Source organism: Sagittula sp. S175 (assembly GCF_049800975.1).
In the GTDB taxonomy this organism is placed as follows: domain Bacteria; phylum Pseudomonadota; class Alphaproteobacteria; order Rhodobacterales; family Rhodobacteraceae; genus Sagittula.
In genome coordinates this window covers 63,086-80,355 of sequence record NZ_JBNAGB010000003.1, presented here as the reverse complement: position 1 = coordinate 80,355, position 17,270 = coordinate 63,086, and the positions used below count along the sequence as shown (strand labels likewise).

The 17,270-nt window shown below is 65.8% G+C and carries 20 protein-coding genes; 6 read left to right on the top strand and 14 right to left on the bottom strand.

Going from position 1 to position 17,270, the window contains the following annotated elements; all coding sequences use genetic code 11:
• Positions 1-59: 59 nt before the first annotated feature.
• From ACP16H_RS05245 to ruvC, 6 genes are all read right to left on the bottom strand, one after another.
• A complete protein-coding gene (locus ACP16H_RS05245) occupies positions 60-431 on the bottom strand; it encodes an STAS/SEC14 domain-containing protein (RefSeq protein WP_425071211.1) in 372 nt (123 codons plus the stop codon).
• Between the two features lie 66 nt (positions 432-497).
• The gene (locus ACP16H_RS05240; protein WP_425071439.1) at positions 498-1,130 is read right to left on the bottom strand and encodes a hypothetical protein; all 633 of its coding nucleotides are present in this window, start codon (positions 1,128-1,130) and stop codon (positions 498-500) included.
• A 111-nt stretch (positions 1,131-1,241) separates the two neighbouring features.
• Entirely contained in the window at positions 1,242-2,273 is a 1,032-nt protein-coding gene (ruvB, locus tag ACP16H_RS05235) for a Holliday junction branch migration DNA helicase RuvB (RefSeq protein ID WP_425071210.1), read from the bottom strand.
• Entirely contained in the window at positions 2,273-3,139 is an 867-nt protein-coding gene (locus tag ACP16H_RS05230) for a GIY-YIG nuclease family protein (RefSeq protein WP_425071209.1), read from the bottom strand. Before ACP16H_RS05230 ends, ruvB begins: the two co-directional genes overlap by 1 nt.
• Positions 3,140-3,181: 42 nt before the next feature.
• Positions 3,182-3,856 carry a Holliday junction branch migration protein RuvA gene (gene ruvA, locus ACP16H_RS05225; protein WP_425071208.1) on the bottom strand — a complete coding sequence of 225 codons (675 nt, stop codon included), beginning with the start codon at positions 3,854-3,856 and terminating at the stop codon, positions 3,182-3,184.
• A gap of 10 nt (positions 3,857-3,866) precedes the next feature.
• Positions 3,867-4,358, bottom strand: a complete 492-nt coding sequence (ruvC, locus tag ACP16H_RS05220; RefSeq protein WP_425071207.1) for a crossover junction endodeoxyribonuclease RuvC — start codon at positions 4,356-4,358, stop codon at positions 3,867-3,869.
• A 324-nt stretch (positions 4,359-4,682) separates the two neighbouring features.
• On the opposite strand from ruvC, the gene ACP16H_RS05215 reads away from it, so the two are divergent.
• Positions 4,683-4,889, top strand: coding sequence for a DUF1127 domain-containing protein (locus ACP16H_RS05215; RefSeq protein WP_425071206.1), 207 nt, complete (start codon positions 4,683-4,685; stop codon positions 4,887-4,889).
• A 136-nt stretch (positions 4,890-5,025) separates the two neighbouring features.
• On the opposite strand, the gene ACP16H_RS05210 is transcribed toward ACP16H_RS05215, so the two are convergent.
• The gene (locus ACP16H_RS05210; RefSeq protein WP_425071205.1) at positions 5,026-5,379 is read right to left on the bottom strand and encodes a hypothetical protein; all 354 of its coding nucleotides are present in this window, start codon (positions 5,377-5,379) and stop codon (positions 5,026-5,028) included.
• 215 nt (positions 5,380-5,594) lie between these two features.
• Positions 5,595-6,461, bottom strand: a complete 867-nt coding sequence (locus ACP16H_RS05205; protein WP_425071204.1) for a 50S ribosomal protein L11 methyltransferase — start codon at positions 6,459-6,461, stop codon at positions 5,595-5,597.
• Positions 6,462-6,608: 147 nt separating this feature from the next.
• Between ACP16H_RS05205 and ACP16H_RS05200 the strand changes: the two genes are divergently transcribed.
• A complete protein-coding gene (locus tag ACP16H_RS05200; RefSeq protein WP_425071203.1) occupies positions 6,609-6,989 on the top strand; it encodes a hypothetical protein in 381 nt (126 codons plus the stop codon).
• 97 nt (positions 6,990-7,086) lie between these two features.
• Here the strand turns inward: ACP16H_RS05200 and ACP16H_RS05195 are convergent, their stop codons facing one another.
• On the bottom strand, positions 7,087-8,319 hold the full coding sequence (locus ACP16H_RS05195) for an MFS transporter (protein WP_425071438.1): 1,233 nt from the start codon (positions 8,317-8,319) through the stop codon (positions 7,087-7,089).
• Positions 8,285-8,833, bottom strand: coding sequence for a cupin domain-containing protein (locus ACP16H_RS05190; RefSeq protein WP_425071202.1), 549 nt, complete (start codon positions 8,831-8,833; stop codon positions 8,285-8,287). Before ACP16H_RS05190 ends, ACP16H_RS05195 begins: the two co-directional genes overlap by 35 nt.
• Before the next feature lie 153 nt (positions 8,834-8,986).
• Between ACP16H_RS05190 and ACP16H_RS05185 the strand changes: the two genes are divergently transcribed.
• Together ACP16H_RS05185 and ACP16H_RS05180 are read left to right on the top strand one after the other, a co-directional pair.
• Complete coding sequence (locus tag ACP16H_RS05185) at positions 8,987-9,655, top strand: class I SAM-dependent methyltransferase (protein ID WP_425071201.1); 669 nt, start codon at positions 8,987-8,989, stop codon at positions 9,653-9,655.
• A gap of 94 nt (positions 9,656-9,749) precedes the next feature.
• Complete coding sequence (locus tag ACP16H_RS05180) at positions 9,750-10,811, top strand: YeeE/YedE family protein (protein WP_425071200.1); 1,062 nt, start codon at positions 9,750-9,752, stop codon at positions 10,809-10,811.
• A gap of 4 nt (positions 10,812-10,815) precedes the next feature.
• Here the strand turns inward: ACP16H_RS05180 and ACP16H_RS05175 are convergent, their stop codons facing one another.
• The 3 genes from ACP16H_RS05175 to ACP16H_RS05165 all read right to left on the bottom strand — a co-directional run bounded on the left by ACP16H_RS05175 (position 10,816) and on the right by ACP16H_RS05165 (position 13,767).
• The gene (locus ACP16H_RS05175) at positions 10,816-12,021 is read right to left on the bottom strand and encodes an FAD-dependent oxidoreductase (protein WP_425071199.1); all 1,206 of its coding nucleotides are present in this window, start codon (positions 12,019-12,021) and stop codon (positions 10,816-10,818) included.
• A gap of 61 nt (positions 12,022-12,082) precedes the next feature.
• Entirely contained in the window at positions 12,083-12,844 is a 762-nt protein-coding gene (locus ACP16H_RS05170) for an ABC transporter permease (protein WP_425071198.1), read from the bottom strand.
• Positions 12,841-13,767, bottom strand: a complete 927-nt coding sequence (locus ACP16H_RS05165) for an ABC transporter ATP-binding protein (RefSeq protein WP_425071197.1) — start codon at positions 13,765-13,767, stop codon at positions 12,841-12,843. Before ACP16H_RS05165 ends, ACP16H_RS05170 begins: the two co-directional genes overlap by 4 nt.
• Before the next feature lie 131 nt (positions 13,768-13,898).
• On the opposite strand from ACP16H_RS05165, the gene ACP16H_RS05160 reads away from it, so the two are divergent.
• Positions 13,899-14,873 (top strand): DMT family transporter, encoded by a 975-nt coding sequence (locus ACP16H_RS05160; protein WP_425071196.1) that lies wholly within the window; start codon positions 13,899-13,901, stop codon positions 14,871-14,873.
• A 152-nt stretch (positions 14,874-15,025) separates the two neighbouring features.
• On the opposite strand, the gene hemE is transcribed toward ACP16H_RS05160, so the two are convergent.
• Positions 15,026-16,054: a uroporphyrinogen decarboxylase gene (gene hemE, locus ACP16H_RS05155; RefSeq protein ID WP_425071195.1), complete on the bottom strand. Its 1,029-nt coding sequence runs from the start codon at positions 16,052-16,054 to the stop codon at positions 15,026-15,028.
• Positions 16,055-16,141: 87 nt separating this feature from the next.
• Between hemE and hemC the strand changes: the two genes are divergently transcribed.
• The gene (gene hemC, locus ACP16H_RS05150) at positions 16,142-17,092 is read left to right on the top strand and encodes a hydroxymethylbilane synthase (RefSeq protein ID WP_425071194.1); all 951 of its coding nucleotides are present in this window, start codon (positions 16,142-16,144) and stop codon (positions 17,090-17,092) included.
• Positions 17,093-17,270: the final 178 nt, after the last annotated feature.

Here is a 17,270-nt window from a genome sequence, read left to right as displayed (position 1 = left end):
CCCCCCGCCAGACGGACAAACCAAAAGGGCGGGTCCTCCCCCGCCCTTTTTCATGCCCGCTACGCCCGTGCTGCGACCCCTTCGCGCACCCAGGCCCGCGCGGCGTCCAGGTCCTCCAGCCGGTAACTGCGCACCTGTATCCCGGCCATGCCCGGCGCCTTGGACAGGATCGGACAGAACCAGCCGATATCGGACACCAGCGCCACGCGCCCGACGCCCTTCAGCGCCGCCGGATCGACACCCAGCTCGATATCGCCATCTTCGAAGCCCGCGAAACTCTCCACGACCTCCACGACTCCAACCCTGTCGTGACGCGCCATCAAGGCCGCCATATGTGGCAGCACCGCAGCATAATCCGCGCGCGACAGCATTCCGCGAATGGTCAGTTCGACCACACCATCCGTGTCGTCTTCACTATAGAACAGGGGCAAGGGGAGGCATCCTCGGCACATGTGCAGGCAGCGCCCGCAGAGTTGACGGGACCTCCGACAGATGCGTCAAGTTTTTGGCAAATTTGAGGCAATCCTCGCATAAAGCCGCAAGGCGTGGCTGGCATCCGCCCCCACCGCAGGCATCACCGGGTCATATGCCGCGCAAATCAGCGCCGCGATATCCGGTCGCAAAACGACCCGCCCAGCCGCAACCGCCAAGGGCGACCGGACGGCAAAAGCCGCCTCGCCCCAGCTCAGCATGATCCGCACCACCTGCCCAAGCGCCAGTTCCTCGGCGGGCACAGCCGCCAGCGCCCGGTCCATGCGCAGGAACACGAAAGCCGCCCGGATCGACCCATCCGCATCAAAGCGGAACACCCGGTACTGGTTCGCCGCCTCGGCCTTCAGCCGCGCCAGCATCTCCGGCAAGCCCTCGACCAGTTGGCCAAGGTCCGGCACCGCCAGCAGCTCGTCCCACGCGCGGAAAAAGAACACCATCAGGTTGGTGCCCTGCTCCGGGTCGGTCTCGGCCATCTGGTGCCCCGCCAGCGCACAGACCGCCTCCAGCGCGCCCTTCACCACCGCCAGCGTCTCGTCCTGCACGCCGAAAACGATCGGCGCAATCGGCCGCCCCCAGCGCGCACAATGATACGTGCCATCCGCGCGGGTAAACAGCGCCTCGACATCCGAAGGCGTCAGCGCGCCCTGTGCTTCTTCATGGTCCAAATACTCGATCCCCGCTGTCTGCCAGCGCAACGCAGATAGGTCGCGTAGGGCGGGGTTATACCCCGCCGCCCCCTCAGGACAAGGTCAGCCGTCGAACAGCGTCCCCTGCGACGGCGGACGCGGCGGCTCCAGCCCGATATGCCGCCAGGAGGCCTGCGTCAGCATCCGTCCACGCGGCGTCCGCTGGATCAACCCCTGTTGCAGCAGATACGGCTCCACCACCTCTTCCAGCGCATCGCGGCTCTCGCTCAGCGCCGCCGACAGGGTCTCGATCCCCACCGGCCCGCCGCCATAGCTCTCGGCGATCAGACGCAGATAGCGCCGGTCCGCACCATCCAGCCCCAGCCCGTCCACGCCCAGCCGCGTCAGGGACGAATCCGCGAGCTGACGTGTCACCACGCCGCCACCCTCGACCACCGCGAAATCCACCACGCGGCGCAAAAGCCGCCCCGCGATCCGCGGCGTGCCCCGCGCTCGCTTGGCGATCTCCATGGCACCGTCGCCCTCGACACGCACCCCCAGCTTGCGGGCATTGCTGGCGACAATCGTCTCCAACTCCTGCACCGTGTAGAAATTCAACCGCGTCGGAATGCCAAACCGGTCCCGCAAGGGCGTCTGCAACAGCCCCAGCCGCGTCGTCGCCCCCACCAGCGTGAAGGGCTGCAACTCGATCCGCACCGTGCGCGCCGCAGGCCCCTCCCCGATGACGAGATCCAGCTCGTAATCCTCCATCGCCGGATACAGCACCTCCTCGACCACCGCGCTCATGCGGTGAATCTCGTCGATGAACAGCACGTCCCGCGCCTCGAGGTTGGTCAGGATCGCCGCCAGATCGCCCGCCTTCGCCAAAACGGGACCAGAGGTCATGCGGAACCCCACACCCAACTCGCGCGCCATGATCTGCGCCAGCGTGGTCTTCCCCAGTCCGGGCGGGCCGTGGAACAGCGTGTGGTCCATCGCCTCGCCACGCTGACGGGCCGACTCGATAAACACCCGCAGGTTCGCCCGCGCCTCCGCCTGGCCCACGAAATCGTCCAGCATCTGCGGACGCAGCGCGCGATCACGATCTTCCGGCATCGGGTCCGGGCGCAATGTCGGATCAGGTGTCTGGCTCATCAGTTCGCATTCAATCCAAAACGGCGCGTGTGCAGGCGCTCTTTCCACAGGCTTTCCAGCGCCACAACATCCTCTGCCCGGGCCGTCGGCGCAACCAGTTCGAGGATCGAAAACCGGAAAGTCGCCGGATCGCGCCGTTGCAATTCCACGGTCACCCCCCTGTCACGCGCCACGTGTGACCGCCAGCGCCCCAACAGGTTCTCTGCACCATAAGCCGAACCCACGTACCGGGCCCCGTCCCGCTCATCCACGATCAGGTATACGCCGCGCCACTCCCGCAGGCGCGCCGCCCATGTTGATGGCAGGGACCGCACCAACTCGGCCGTGACGACGAACCCCTGCCAATCGGGCGCGGGCGGGGTCAGACCCCAAGTCCGGCGCAATTCCAGAACCGGCAGGCACGTCGTTTCCGCCAATCGCATATAGGCCCGGCCACCGGGATCAGCGACGACCAGACGACCACGCAACTCGGCCATCTCATCCATCCGGTCAAAGGAGAACCGCGCCCGTGTCGCAAGGCTTTCAAGCTGCACGTCAGGATCGACAGCCGCCACCATACGCATGAAGGCCGCATCGCCCCGCAGCCCCTCTACCGTCACCGGCGCCTCGCCCCTGCGACGGTACAACCCGACAAAGCACAGCTCCCCATCCGGCAAAGCCAGGAAACTCGCCATGATCGCGCGCTTGCGGACCGTCGCCTCCGGTCCGGCTGCGTGGGTGGACTGGTAAGCCTCGAATGCGTCGATATCCGTCTCGACAAGCCCCGCCAGGGCAACCCGTCCCGACGCAGTCGGCACCTTGTGCAGGGCCAGAGCCACGTCCCGGCGCTGCAGGCCGTTCTGGTCCAGGATGTCGGCAAACTCCAACCTTGGTCCTCGCGTAGGTCGGGGTTACACCCCGACTCCCCCTTACCCCTTGGGCGCCAGCAGTTTCAACGCCGCGCGGATCAGCCCGGCGGTGTCCGCTTCCGGAGCCTCCCCCGCCGCCTGCGCCACGGCACTCGCTGCCTCTCCCGGCGCATAACCGAGGTTGCCCAAGGCCGACAACGCCTCCGCCTGCGCCGAAGCACTCGGAGCAGGCGCAGCCGTCACCGCCACCGGCGCCACGTCCTCGATCACCGCCTCGTCGTCCAGCGCGGGCGCGGGCGTGCCCGCCACCGCGCCAAAGCCCATGGCCATGACCATCGGCGCCTTGTCCTTCAGCTCGTTCACCACCCGCTGCGCCGTCTTGGGGCCGATCCCCTTGGCCGCCTTGATCGCGTTCCAGTCGCCCAGCGCAATGGCACGGCTGACCCCATCCGCGCCCAAGGCCGACAGGATCGCCAAAGACGCCTTAGCCCCCACGCCCTGCACCGACATCAGGAGCCTGAACCACTCCTTTTCCACCAGCGAGGGGAAGCCGAACAGCTGCAACAGGTCCTCGCGCACCAGAAGGTCGGTGAACAACGCCGCCGCCTCGCCTGCGCGGCCCAGGGAGGCCAGCACCCGGTCGGTGCAATAGACCACGTAGCCCACGCCCCGCACGTCGATCAAAACGTGGTCGTCGCCCTTGTAGACGATCACCCCGGCAATGCGCCCGATCATGACAAAGCCCTCATGCCCTCACCCTCATCCGCTGCATCCCCGACTGATGCGCATGGCAGATCGCAATCGCCAGCGCATCCGCCGCGTCCGGCCCAGTCAGCACGACCCCCGGCAGTTGCATCTTTACCATGTGCTGGATCTGCTTCTTGTCGGCGTGGCCCACGCCCACGACCGTCTTCTTCACCTGGTTCGGCGCGTATTCCCCGACCGAGATACCGAACTGCGCCGGCACCAGCAGCGCGACACCCCGCGCCTGCCCCAGCTTCAGGGTGCCCACCGCGTCCTTGTTCACGAAGGTCTGCTCGATCGCCGCCTGCTCGGGCGCGTATTGCCGGAACACATCGGTCAATTGCCGATGCAGCGACAAGAGCCGCATCGCAAGCTCGTCGCCACCATCCGAGTCGCAGGTTCCGTTCGCCACATGCCTGAGTCGGCTGCCCTCGACGTCGATGACGCCCCATCCGAGGTGTCTCAACCCCGGGTCAATGCCCAAAACCCGCATCCTCGCCCACTTTTGTTGTTTTGCCGTCACGATTAGCACGAAACGCGAACATTTGCCAAGGTTAATACCGCCAGGGCGAAAAACGACAACACCATCACCGTCCGCGACAAACGCTCAAAAACGACGTCGAAAATCGTCATTCTGCAGCGCAGAAACGACCCCTGTTTCGGCGGATTTTAGCCTTGTTTTAAAGGCGATTAACCGCTTATCGAGCCATGCAAAAACCGCATGAGAACCATGCAGAAACTTCGGCTTGTCCGGGCCGCCTGCACATTTTACGTGCGCTTTGAAAACAAACACACCCCCCTATCGAGAGCTTCCAAAATGTCCGCATTCGACACCACCCGCATCCATTCCCACACCGGTTCCGCCGCCCGCATCGGCTCCATGTTTACCGCCGCCTTCGGCGCGCTGCACCACTGGAACGACGCGCGCATGACGCGCAAGAGCCTGTCCTCGCTCACCGACCGCGAGCTCGAGGACATCGGCCTGTGCCGTGGCGACATCGACCACGTTTCCAGCCGCTACTAAACGGCCGGGACCGCGCAGCCGGGGAAACCCTCCAACGGCTGCGCCCCTCCTGCCGATCAGTCTGCCCGGAAAAGAAAGGCCGCGTTCCCATCAGGAAACGCGGCCTTTTGTTCCGTGAGCAGCGGAGACAGAGAGATCAGGAAACCACGAGAGAGACGATTTCAGCCAATTTTGCGGTGATCGGATCAACCTGCATGAACCATGCGCCAACACGTTCGTACATCGTGCCCTGCGCCAGTGTTTCGACATTTGCGAGATATTCGGCCTGGCCGAGGAACCCCAGCACCAGCACCTTGAACCCAAAGAAGGCGAGCGCCGCCCAGACCAGCGTCCGCAGGGACGACCCCGTGGCCTTGGCTGCCCTGTCGGGTTCCTGAACGTAGACGCCGGTTTTCTTGTCCAGCTTGGTGACGTAGCCCTTCGCCATCCGCTCGTGCTTGCGACGAACGGCGTCCTGGCGGCGGTTATAACTGCGGAGCGCGTCTTCCATGACAGCCTCGTGTGTACCGGCCCCCACCGGTTAAACACATTTTTAGCCAAAGAATGTGGCGAGATTTGGGCAGGTGCCGCAGGTTTTACGCAAATCTGACGTTAACCAAACTTATTTTCCGCCGAAGCCCGCCGGACCTGCCCGATCACCGCCACATGCGGTGGTATCGGGCCATCCGGCGACCTCCATATACAGTCACACCCGTGACGACCGCCTTATTTGCGCAGCAGCAGCGTCACCCAGTCGCCGATCACACCGCGACGCACTTCGCTGATTCCCTGTTCCGCGTAGGCCGCGACCACCTCGTCGGCCTGCCGCGTCAGGATGCCCGACAGAATCATGTAACCGCCCTCGGCCACATGCGCCTTCATGGACGGTGCGAGGTCGATCAGCGGCTGCTTGAGGATATTGGCAAAGACCAGATCATAAGGCGCCCGCGCGTGCAGCGCGTCGTTCTCAAAGCCCGCCGCCTCGACGCAGATCACCTTGTCCGTCAGCCCATTGGCCGCAACGTTGGCCTCTGCCACCTCGACCGCGACCTCGTCGATGTCCGACACGATCACCGGGTTCGGCCAGATGCGCGCTGCACCCATGCCCAGCACCGCCGTGCCACAGCCGATATCCGCCACGTTCTGCCCCACGAACCCCTCGTTCGCCAGCGCGTCCAGCGCCTCCAGGCAGCCCTGCGTCGTGCCGTGGTGGCCCGTGCCGAACGCCATGGCCGCCTCGATCAGCAGCGGTTCCGACCCCTCGGGGATCTTGTCCGCATCATGCGAGCCATAGACAAAGAACCGCCCCGCCACGACCGGCGTCAGTTCGCGGCGCACCTTGTCGACCCAATCGGTGTCCGGCACCTCGGAGATGACAAAGGCGTTGGACTGGAACGCCGCCGCCAGCAGCGCCAGTTCCACGTCGTCCGGTTCCTCGATGAAATAGGCACCGACTTCCCATGTGCCCGACCCATCCTCGATCTCGAACACGCCAACGCCGGTCGGCTCCGGCCAGACCTCTTCCAGCGCCTCGCCCAGCGCCTCGGCGCGGGCCTTGTCATCAAGCTTGGTAAAGGCGGTCCAGGTGGGCATCTGTATCTCTCCGGTGAAGTTGCACGGCCCTTACACCAGCTTGCCCGCCTGCGCCAGCACGACAGACCCGACCCGCAAAGATGAAGGAATCCGTTGCCGGGCGCGCGGTCTTGGGCAATCCTTTCCTCATTATTTAGGAGTATTGCCATGAAAACCTTCCTCAAGATCGTCGGCGGCTTCGTCGGCTTCATCGTCGTTGTGCTTGTTGCGGTGTCCTTTTTTTCCTCTGGCGCGCGGGACATCGCCAAGGATTTCGTCCGGAAATCCAGTTCCGGCGACACAGCCGGGGCCCATGCGCTGATGCATCCCGGCCTGCGGGACCAGTTCACACAGGAGAAATTCGCCCAGATGTTCGCAGGTGCTAAGCCATACGAGAAGGTGACGTTCAACAGCGCCTCCGTCACGGCAGGGGCGCCCACGGTGCTGGAGGGCACGGCCACCACCGCCACCGGCTGCATGTCGAAACTGAAATTCGAGGTCTACAACGACCAGATCACCAGCTTCGACATCCAACCGCTCTGCCGGTGATGCGGGCAAAAGGTTAAATTGCCAGCTGACAATTTGCCCCCGCAATCCGGGAAAACCGCTTTAAAATCAAAGCACCCCGGATCGCAAAAGGTTAACGTCACTCCGCCGGGGCCGGGACGAAGCGTGCGAACCGCGTCTCGTTCCCCGGTTCCGGGTGGCGCGGGATCATGAGCGCCAGACCCAGCGACACCAGCGCAAAGCATGTCGCCATGCCAAACACCGCCCCCGGCGCCACCAGCCAAAGGTAGCCCAGCGCGGCCGGCAGAAAGACCGCCGCGATGTGGTTGATGGTAAAGGCCACTGCGGCGGTGGGCGCGATGTCCCCCGGATCGGCGATCTTCTGGAAATAGGTCTTCAGCGCCAGTGCCATGGCAAAGAACAGGTGGTCGACGACATACAGAACCGCCGCCAGCACCACGCCCCAGCCGAACCAGTAGATCCCGCCGTACAGCGCAAAGACGATCGCCAGCCCGGTATATTCGAACACCAGCGTATTCCGCTCGCCGAACCTGAACACCGCCTTGCCGAACACTGGCCCGATCAGCATGTTGGCGACGAGGTTGATGAGGTACAGCCCCGTCACCTCGTGCACGTCAAAGCCAAAGCGCTCCACCATCATGAAGCCCGCGAAGACCACAAAGATCTGTCGACGCGCCCCGGCCATGAACTGCAACGCGTAATACAGCCAGTAGCGGCGGCGCAGCACGAATGTCTTCTTCTGCGGGTTGGGGCTGTCGAACTGGGGGAACATCACCGCGCAATAGGCGACGATCACCAGCGTCAGCCCGCCCGACACCATGAACACGGTGTCATAGGACAGGTCCAGCGTCTCCCACGTCATGACGATGATGCCATAGGCCACCAGCGTCGCCGCAGACCCGGCGGCGATCAGCCAGCCCAGCACCTGCGGCGCGCGGTCCTTGGGCAGCCATTGCAGCTGGAGCGACTGGTTTACCGTCTCGTAATAATGAAAGCCGATAGACGAGAAGAGCGTCACCATCAGCAGCCCGCCCATCGTCGGGAACCACGCCGTCACCGCCGTCGCCACACCCAGCAGCGCCAGCGACACCAGCGCCAGCACCTGCTCGCGCATCACCATGATGACAAGGATCACCCCGATGGCCAGAAACCCCGGAATTTCGCGCACCGAATGCAGCCAGCCGATATCCGACCCGTCGAACTGCGCCACCTCGATGACAAAGTTGTTGAGCAGCGCCGACCAGGTGGCAAAGCTCAGCGGCATGGCGATGGCCATGAGGAACAAGAGCGTGATGGGCCGCTTGTGCAGCGGCAGGTCACGGGCGTCGGAAAGCGGAATCGGTGTCATGATCCCCGATTACGCCTGTCACGCGACCTTGGCGAGATAAAATCCATGCGCGGGGCATGTTTCCTGACGGGCAGCCCGTCACACCGCCTGTGCGGAAAACCGGTATCCGACCTCCGCGAACCGGTCGCGCGGAAAGACGTACCCCCACCGGCCCGGCCACCGTGCCGTGCCCGGCATCCGAATGCACATACAGCGCCACACCCGGCGATATCTCATGCGCGACGCCGTCGATGGTCACCACGCCGCTGCCCGACAGGCCAAAGTATATCTCGCCGGTGGTATGGCGATGGGGCAGCAGCGTACCCTCCGGCCCGAACTCCGCCACGCCCGGCACCATGGACGAGGTCGCCGTCTTGTCACCGTCGAACAGCGTCTTCCAGCGCACCGTGCCAAAGGCCGGGTCCTCGCCCCCCTCGAGCGGCGCATGGTCGGCGTTGGCGATCACCGGCATGGTCTGCAACATGGCCGCCGTCAGGTCGAACTGCATCATCGCGGTCGCGTCGTTCATCCCGGTCATGGTCCTGCCACCTGTGCACGTGTCCCGTCCCGTGCCCCGTCCCGCGCGAGGCTGCCTGTGACAGCCCCGCGATTCTCTCTTGAAAATGACCCCGCGCGTCGTCCATGGAAAACCGCCTGCCCGCCGCCCCTGCCCTCCCTGCGAAAGCCCGCCATGTCCGCCCGTCACAACCCCTACGACGCCGAGAACTTTCACGCCTCGGCCATCGCCGAAGGACGCCACCGTTCCATCGTCGGAGGCCGCTGGGACGAGACGGGCCGCATCCAGATGGAGATTCTACGCGACGCAGGGCTGCGCCCCGACCACCACCTGCTCGACATCGGCGCGGGCGCGCTGCGGCTGGGCTGCAAGGCCGTGCCCTACCTTGATCCGGGCCACTACTGGGCCACGGACGCCTCGCGCGCGCTACTGCTGGCCGGTCACGCACAGGAGCTGGAGGACCCCTCCCGCCTGCCGGAAACCCAGCTGATCGAGGACCAGTCCTTCGACTTCCCCGGCGTGCCGGACACCATCACCCACGCCATCGCCTTTGCGGTCTTTCCGCACCTGCCCATGGCCTACCTGCGCCGCGCGCTGACCAACCTGCGCCGCTTCCCGGCGCTGGAGCGCGTGATGTTCACCGTATTCCTCGCCCCGGACGCCGGTCACGCCGCGCGCCCCTTCCGCCAGCCCGACGGGGTGGTGACGCACGACCTCCGCGCGCCCTACCACGTCCTGCCCGAGGACGTGACCCACATGGCGCAGGTCACAGGCTGGGCGGTGCAGCGGGACGACCGGATGCTGCCCCGCGGACAGGTTCTGTTCACCGCCACGCCTGCCTGACGTGGCAAACATTCACGTCTTCTGATCTGTATCAAGACATCCTTGTCGATTCTCGGGCATCACCCTGCGCAACACGCGTGAGAGGAGCCCACCCATGGACGTCGTCCCCCTGATCGACCGGATCGGAGAATCCCCGACCGCCGCGCTCTTTGGCCTCATCACCGGGGTGATCTTCGGCGTGGCGGCGCATCGCTCGCGCTTCTGCCTGCGCGCCGCCACGGTCGAATTCGCCCGGGGGATGATGCAGGACAAGGTGGCCGTCTGGTTGCTGACCTTCTCGACCGCCGTGGTCTGGGTGCAGGGCGCGCAGCTCCTGGGACTTCTCGAAACCGCCGATGCCCGCATGATGGCCGTGCCGGGCAGCTGGTCCGGCGCGGTGATCGGCGGGCTGCTGTTCGGCGCGGGCATGGTGCTGGCACGCGGCTGTTCGGGCAGGCTGCTGGTGCTGGCCGCGACCGGGAACCTGCGCTCTGTCGTCTCGGGGCTGATCTTTGCCGTGGTGGCCCAGATGTCGCTGACGGGCTGGCTGTCACCGATCCGGGACTACCTTGCCTCGCTCTGGATTACCTCGGGCGGGCGGAACATGGACCTGCTCGCCGCGCTGCACCTCCCGCGCGAGGCGGGTCTGGTGATCGGCCTCATCATCGCGCTGCTGGCGCTGGAACTGTCACGCCGCAACCGTATCGGGTTCTCCCGTCTGGTCTTTGCTTCTGGCGTGGGGTTTGCCGCGGCCGTGGGGTACGGGCTCACCTACATGCTGTCCCAGTCGGCCTTTGAGCCGGTGCAGATCGAAAGCCTCACCTTCACCGGCCCCTCGGCCAACACGCTGATGTTCTTCCTCGACCGGAATGCCGGACTGGAGTTTGACGTGGGCCTCGTTCCGGGCGTGGTGCTGGGGTCCTTCCTGTCAGCACTGGTCGCCAAGGAGCTGAAATTCCAGGGCTTCGAAGGCCCCACTCCCATGCGCAATGCCATGATCGGCGCGGTCCTCATGGGCTTTGGCGGCATGCTGGCGGGTGGCTGCGCCATCGGCGCAGGGGTCTCCGGCGGGTCGATCTTTGCCGGCACCGCGTGGCTGGCCCTGTTCTGCATGTGGATCGGCGGCATGACGATGGACTGGGCCATGGGCGGGCGCGGCCAGCCCGCAACGATCTGACCCGTCACCCCCAGGCGCGGTCCAGCACCGACAGGGCACGCGCCAGCAGCGCCGCGTCGTCCAGACCCGACAGGTCCCGCGCCGCCGAACCGCCGTTGAACGCCACCAGCACCGGCACCCCCAGCAGCGCCTGAAGGTTCAGCCACTCGTTGAATTGCCCCTCCGGCAAGCCCGTCTCCGGCGTCTGCAGCCAAGTCGGGCCCACATCCCAGAACGGCGCATCAAAGCGCAGGTAGAGCTTGTCCAGCACACCCATCCCCAGACGGTCTATGGCAGCCCGCTTGTCCTCCGGCAGCGGCGGATCAAAGCGGATGGCTCCCGATTTCAGAACGCCCAGCGACACCGTGACGATGCAGGCGTCGAAGGCCTCGCCCTCTACGCTCACCCCGCCCGCCGTCAGCCGGACCTGCGTGACGGGCGACCCGGTGCGGATCGCGTAGTCCCCGTCAAAGGACCGCAGGATGCCGTCGTAGCCGCCCGGAAATACCTGCTCCGGCCCGTCGTAATCCGCCGCATCCCGCGCCTCGGTCCGGTCGACATCCACCTCGTCCGCATCCGCGCCCAGGCCGTGCTGAACCGAGGCGACCGCCTCCAGCCAGTCGGGCGCGTCATCGTCCGCGATCAGCCGCCCGTCTCCGCCCCGGATCAGCACCTGCTCGCCTGTCTCGACCCGTTCCAGCCCCAGCGCATCGGCCCGCTGCGTCAACGGGTTGCCCGCAGTGCCATGCAGCCAGCTTGCCCCTAGGTCCAACGGCAGCCCAAGGCTTCGGTCCGTCAGGATGCGCCCGCCGATGCGGTCGCGCGCCTCGATCACCGTGACGTCCAGCCCCTCCATCGTCAGCATCTGCGCCGCAGCCAGCCCGGCCACGCCCGCCCCGATCACCGCGACCCGCTCCGCCTCGGTCTCCATCAGCGCCTCGGCGGCCAGTTCGCCGCTCTCCAGCGCCGCGTGCACGGTGGAATTGTATTCCGGGTGCGCCGCCTCCCCGGCAAAGAACAGCCGCCCCGCGACCGGCTCGGCCAAGGCCGCGCGGTCCCCGGCCCGCGCCCCCGCCGCGTCAAAGGAATAGGACCCCAGCGCCAGCGGATCGCGGCTCCAGTTCGTGCGCAGGTAGCCCGTCGGCTGCCGCGTGCCCGCCCCGACGCCCGTCGGCAACGCCGCCCACAGAGCCGCCGCGCCCATGACCCTCAACCCGTCCCTGCGCCGCATCTCCCGCCTCCGTGCCGCGACTCCGCCCGCAGCATGCGCCCGGACCGCACGGCAGGCAAGATCACGACCGGATGCGCCAACCCGTGCGGAAGATCCACCAGATCACCGCAAGGCACAGCAGGAAGAACCCGAAGATCGCCAGCAGCGACAGGCCCACCGGCACGTCTGCCAAACCAAAGAACGCCCAGCGGAAGCCCGAGATCAGGTAGACCACCGGGTTGAACAGGGCGACCGTCTGCCACGCCCCCGGCAACATCGAGATCGAGTAGAACGCGCCCCCCAGGAACACCAGCGGCGTCACCACCAGCATGGGGATCAGCTGCAACTGCTCGAAGTTCTTCGCCCAGATGCCGATGATGAAGCCGAACAGCGAGAACGACAGGCAGGTCAGCACCATGAAGGCCAGCATGGCCACCGGGTGCAGGATCGTCAGGTCCACGAAGAGCGCCGAGGTGGCAAGGATCACAAGCCCGATGAACAGCGCCTTGGTCGCCGCCGCCCCGACGTAACCCATTACGATCTCGAGGAAATTCACCGGGGCCGAGAGCAGCTCGTAGATGGTGCCGACGAACTTCGGAAAGTAGATGCCGAAGGAGGCGTTGGACAGTGCCTGCGTCATGACGCTCAGCATGATGAGGCCCGGCACGATGAACGCGCCGTAGCTGACGCCCTCGACCTGGTCGATGCGCGACCCGATCGCCGCGCCGAAGACCACGAAATACAGAGAGGTCGAGATGACCGGAGAGATGAAGCTCTGGAACAGGGTGCGGAAGAACCGCGCCATTTCAAAGCGATAGATCGCTGCAACCGCGCGCCAGTTCATGCCGCGTCCTCCTGCTCGGCCACGAGGCCCACGAAAATGTCCTCGAGCGATTTCTGCCCGGTGGCGACGTCACGCACCACCAGCCCCTCGGCGGCGACGGCGGCCATGAGCCGCCCGATCCCGGTCCTCTCGGCATGGGAATCGTAGCGATAGACAAGGTCGCCGCCATCGACCACCAGCCCGAAATCGCGCAACGCATCAGGCACCGCGTCCAGCGGGCTGCCTAGTTCGATGCGCAATTCCTTTTCGCCCATGCGCTTCATCAGCGCGTCCTTCTCCTCCACCAGCAGGATCTGGCCGCGGTTGATGACGCCCACGCGGTCGGCGATGGCTTCGGCCTCCTCGATGTAATGGGTGGTGAGGATGATGGTCACGCCCTGCCGTTTCAGGTCGGCCACCACCTCCCACATGTCGCGGCGCAGTTCCACGTCGACGCCGGCGGTGGGTTCGTCGAGGAACAGCACGCGCGGCTCATGCGCCAGCGCCTTGGCGATGAGGACACGGCGCTTCATGCCGCCCGACAACTCGCGGATCGCCGCATTGCGCTTGTCCCACAACGAAAGCTTGCGCAGCACATCCTCCAGAAGCGCCTCGTCCTTCGGCTTGCCGAACAACCCGCGCGAAAACCGCACCGTGTTGATAACCTTCTCAAAGGGTTCGAGGTTGATCTCCTGCGGCACCAAGCCCACCAGATTGCGCGCCGCGCGATAGTCCGTGACCACGTCATGCCCGCCAACGCAGATGGTGCCTTCGGTCGGCAGGGTGATCCCGCAGATGGCCGAGATCAGCGTCGTCTTGCCCGCACCGTTGGGGCCAAGCAGCGCGAGGATCTCGCCCTCGGCAATGGACAGATCCACGCCGCGCAGCGCCTCGAACCCGCCCTCGTAGCGTTTCCTGACGCCTGAAATGTCGACCATGGCCATGGGAATGCCTCCTGTTTGCGCAATCACATCTAAACCGGGTCGTTCGGAAAGCAATCGTGCATTTGCGCATATGACCTATTCCTGTCGTTTTCCGACAGGACGTGTCGCGCCTGACGGCTTACCCCCGAAGGATGACCAACAGCGAAGACAGACCCGCCCTCGGAATCCTCCTCATCTGCCTCGGCGTCGTGGCCATCTCGGTGAACGACCTGCTCATCAAGTGGCTGTCCGGCGGTTACCCGCTGCACCAGATGGTGTTCTTCCGCTCCGCCATCGGGCTGATCTTCACCCTGGGCTTCGTGCGGATGGAGGGTGGCCTGTCAATCCTGCGCACCACCCGCCCCTGGGCGCACGCGTTGCGCGGCCTGCTGGTGGTGCTGGCGAACATGACCTATTACGCGGCTGTGGCGGTGCTGCCCTTGGGACAAGCCACGGCGCTGTTCTTTGTCGCCCCCCTATTCATCACGCTGCTGTCGATCCCCATGCTGGGCGAAAGGGTCGGCCCGCTCAGGATCGGTGCCGTACTCGCAGGCCTTGCCGGGGTCGTCATCATGCAGCAACCGTGGAACGCCTCGGTCGAAGTCAGCCGCACGGTCCTCCTGCTGCCCGTCGTGGCGGCGCTGTTCTACGCGGTGATGCAAGTCCTGACGCGGCGGCTGGGCGTGACCACCCGCGCTTCGGCCATGGCGGTCTACATCCAGGGGACGTTCCTGCTCGTCTCGATGGCATTCTTCGCGGTGGCAGGCGACGGGCGCTTCGCCGAAGGGGTCACCAACGAAAGCCTCATCTTCCTGCTGCGCGCATGGGTCTGGCCCACTGCCGAAGACTGGCCCGTCTTCATCGGCCTCGGCCTGTGCTCCGGCATCGTCGGCTACTGCCTCAGCGCCGCCTACAGGCTGGCGGACGCCGCCACCATCGCTCCCTTCGAATACATCGGCCTGCCGCTGGCGATCTTCTGGGGCTGGCTGACGTTTGCCGAATGGCCCACCCCCGCCACCTGGACCGGCTGCGCGCTGATCATCGGCGCCGGGCTCTTCGTCTTTCTCAGGGAACAAGCCCGCGCCGCCCCCACTCCGGGTCGAAGGTCGCGCTGGGGGCGCAGGTAATTGCAAAAAGGCGGGGAGGCGCTGCCTCCCCGCACCCCTCCGGAGGTATTTGCGAAGCAAAGAAGCATGACGCGCGGCACCCTGTTTCTCTGCTTCGCAAATACCTCCGGGGGGAGCGCGGAACGCGCGGGGGGCAGCGCCCCCCTCTGCCCTTACCGCCCGCGCACCGCGTCGATCATGCTCTGCACGTTCTCCGGGTCGGCGTCCGGTGTGATGCCGTGACCGAGGTTGAAGATATGCGGGCCGCCCGACAGCGCCTTGACCACGCGCTTCGTCTCGTCGATCAACGCCTGTCCGCCGGTGACGAGATGCGTGTTTTTCAGGTTGCCCTGCACGCAGCCGCCGGGCTGGACGTGTTCGGCCACCCATTCCGGAGTCACGGTGTCATCGACCGCGACGCAATCGACGCCGGTGGCTGCGTGGAAGCCGATGTACTTGTCCCCCGCCTGGCGCGGGAAGCCGATGACCGGCAGGCCCGGGAACCGGGATTTCAGTTCCTGCGTGATGATGCGCGTCGGCTCCAGCGCGTATCGGTCGAAATCCTCGCCCTTCAGCGAGCCAGCCCAGCTGTCGAAGATCTTCACCACCTCGGCCCCGGCCTCGACCTGTTTCGACAGGTAGTCGATGGTGCCCTCAGTCAGCCGGTCGATGATCTTCTCGAACAGCGCGCGGTTCTCCGCCTTCAGCGCGTGGGCGGGCCCTTGGTCCGGCGTGCCCTGCCCTGCAATCATGTAGGTGGCCACGGTCCATGGGGCACCGGCGAAACCGATCAGGGTCGTCTCGGCGGGCAGTTCGCGGCGCAGGATCTTTACCGTCTCGTAGACCGGGTTCAGCGTGTCGTGGATCATCTCGCCCCGGCCGAGCTTGTCAAAGTCACCGTCGGACCGGATCGTCGACAGGCGCGGGCCTTCGCCGGTCACGAACCACAGGTCCGCCCCCAGCGCCTGCGGCAACAGCAGGATGTCGGCAAAGAGGATCGCCGCGTCGAACCCGTAACGGCGGATCGGCTGCAGGGTCACCTCGGCGGCCAATTCCGGGTTGTAGCACAGCGACAGGAAATCCCCCGCCTCGGCGCGCGTCGCCTTGTACTCCGGCAGGTAGCGGCCCGCCTGACGCATCATCCAGATCGGCGGGGTTTCGAGCGTCTCGCCTGCCAGTGCGCGCAGAATGGTCTTGGTCATCGGGGCCTCCCACTTGGTCGTTGCGTCGCACTTAGGGCAATACGGTCCCGGTTGCCAGTCACCTGCCTGAGGCATAAAGCTGCGCTCATGACCATGCCTTCTGCTTCCGCCCCGCTGAAAATCGGCACTCGCGGCTCGCCGCTTGCCCTCGCCCAGGCCTTCGAGACCCGCGAGCGCCTGCGCGCGGCCTTCGACCTGCCCGAGGATGCCTTTGAAATCGTCATCATCAAGACCTCGGGCGACGACCGCGCCCTGATCGAGGCGGACATCCCGCTGAAGGTGGTGGGGAACAAGGGTCTCTTTACCAAGGAGATCGAGGAGGCGCTGCTGCGCGGCGACATCCACATCGCGGTGCATTCCATGAAGGACATGCCGACGGTGCAGCCCGAGGGGTTGGTGCTGGACTGCTACCTGCCGCGCGAGGATACGCGCGATGCCTTCATCTGTTCGCATGCCGAGACCATCCACGACCTGCCGCAGGGGGCCGTTGTCGGCACCTCGTCGCTGCGCCGTCGAGCGCAACTGCTGAACCGGCGACCCGATTTGAAGGTGGTGGAATTCCGCGGCAACCTCCAGACGCGGCTGAAGAAGCTCGAGGACGGCGTCGCCTATGCCACCTTCCTCGCCTGCGCGGGCCTGAACCGGATGAAGATCCCCGGCGTGTCGAAGCACCCCATCGCCACCGAGGACATGCTGCCCGCCATTGCGCAGGGGGCCATCGGCATCGAGCGGCGCGCGGATGACGAGATGTGCGCAAAGCTGCTTGAGGCGCTGCACGACCGCGACACCGGGCTGCGGCTGGACGCGGAACGCGCCTTCCTTGCGCGGCTTGACGGGTCCTGCGAGACCCCCATCGCCGGGCTGGCGGAGCTGGACGGCGACAGCCTGCGCCTGCGCGGCGAGATCCTGAAGACCGATGGCTCGCAGTCCTTCGCCGGAGAGGTCAGCGGCGCCTCGGCGGACGGCCCGGCGCTGGGGCGGCAACTGGCCGAGCAACTGCTGGCCGAAGCGGGACCGGATTTCTTCGACCACGTCTGACGCCCTTCCAACCGCTCCGCGGCCCTTTCCGGGCCGCTGATGCCTCGCCCCCCTTTCTTTGGTTTTCCAAATACCCTCGGGGGTCCGGGGGCAGCGCCCCCGCCGGCGCGAGGCGCAGCCGAGCGCCAGTCGCCTGAGCGCAGCGAAGGCGAAACCACCCAAGAACAGTCGACTGAGC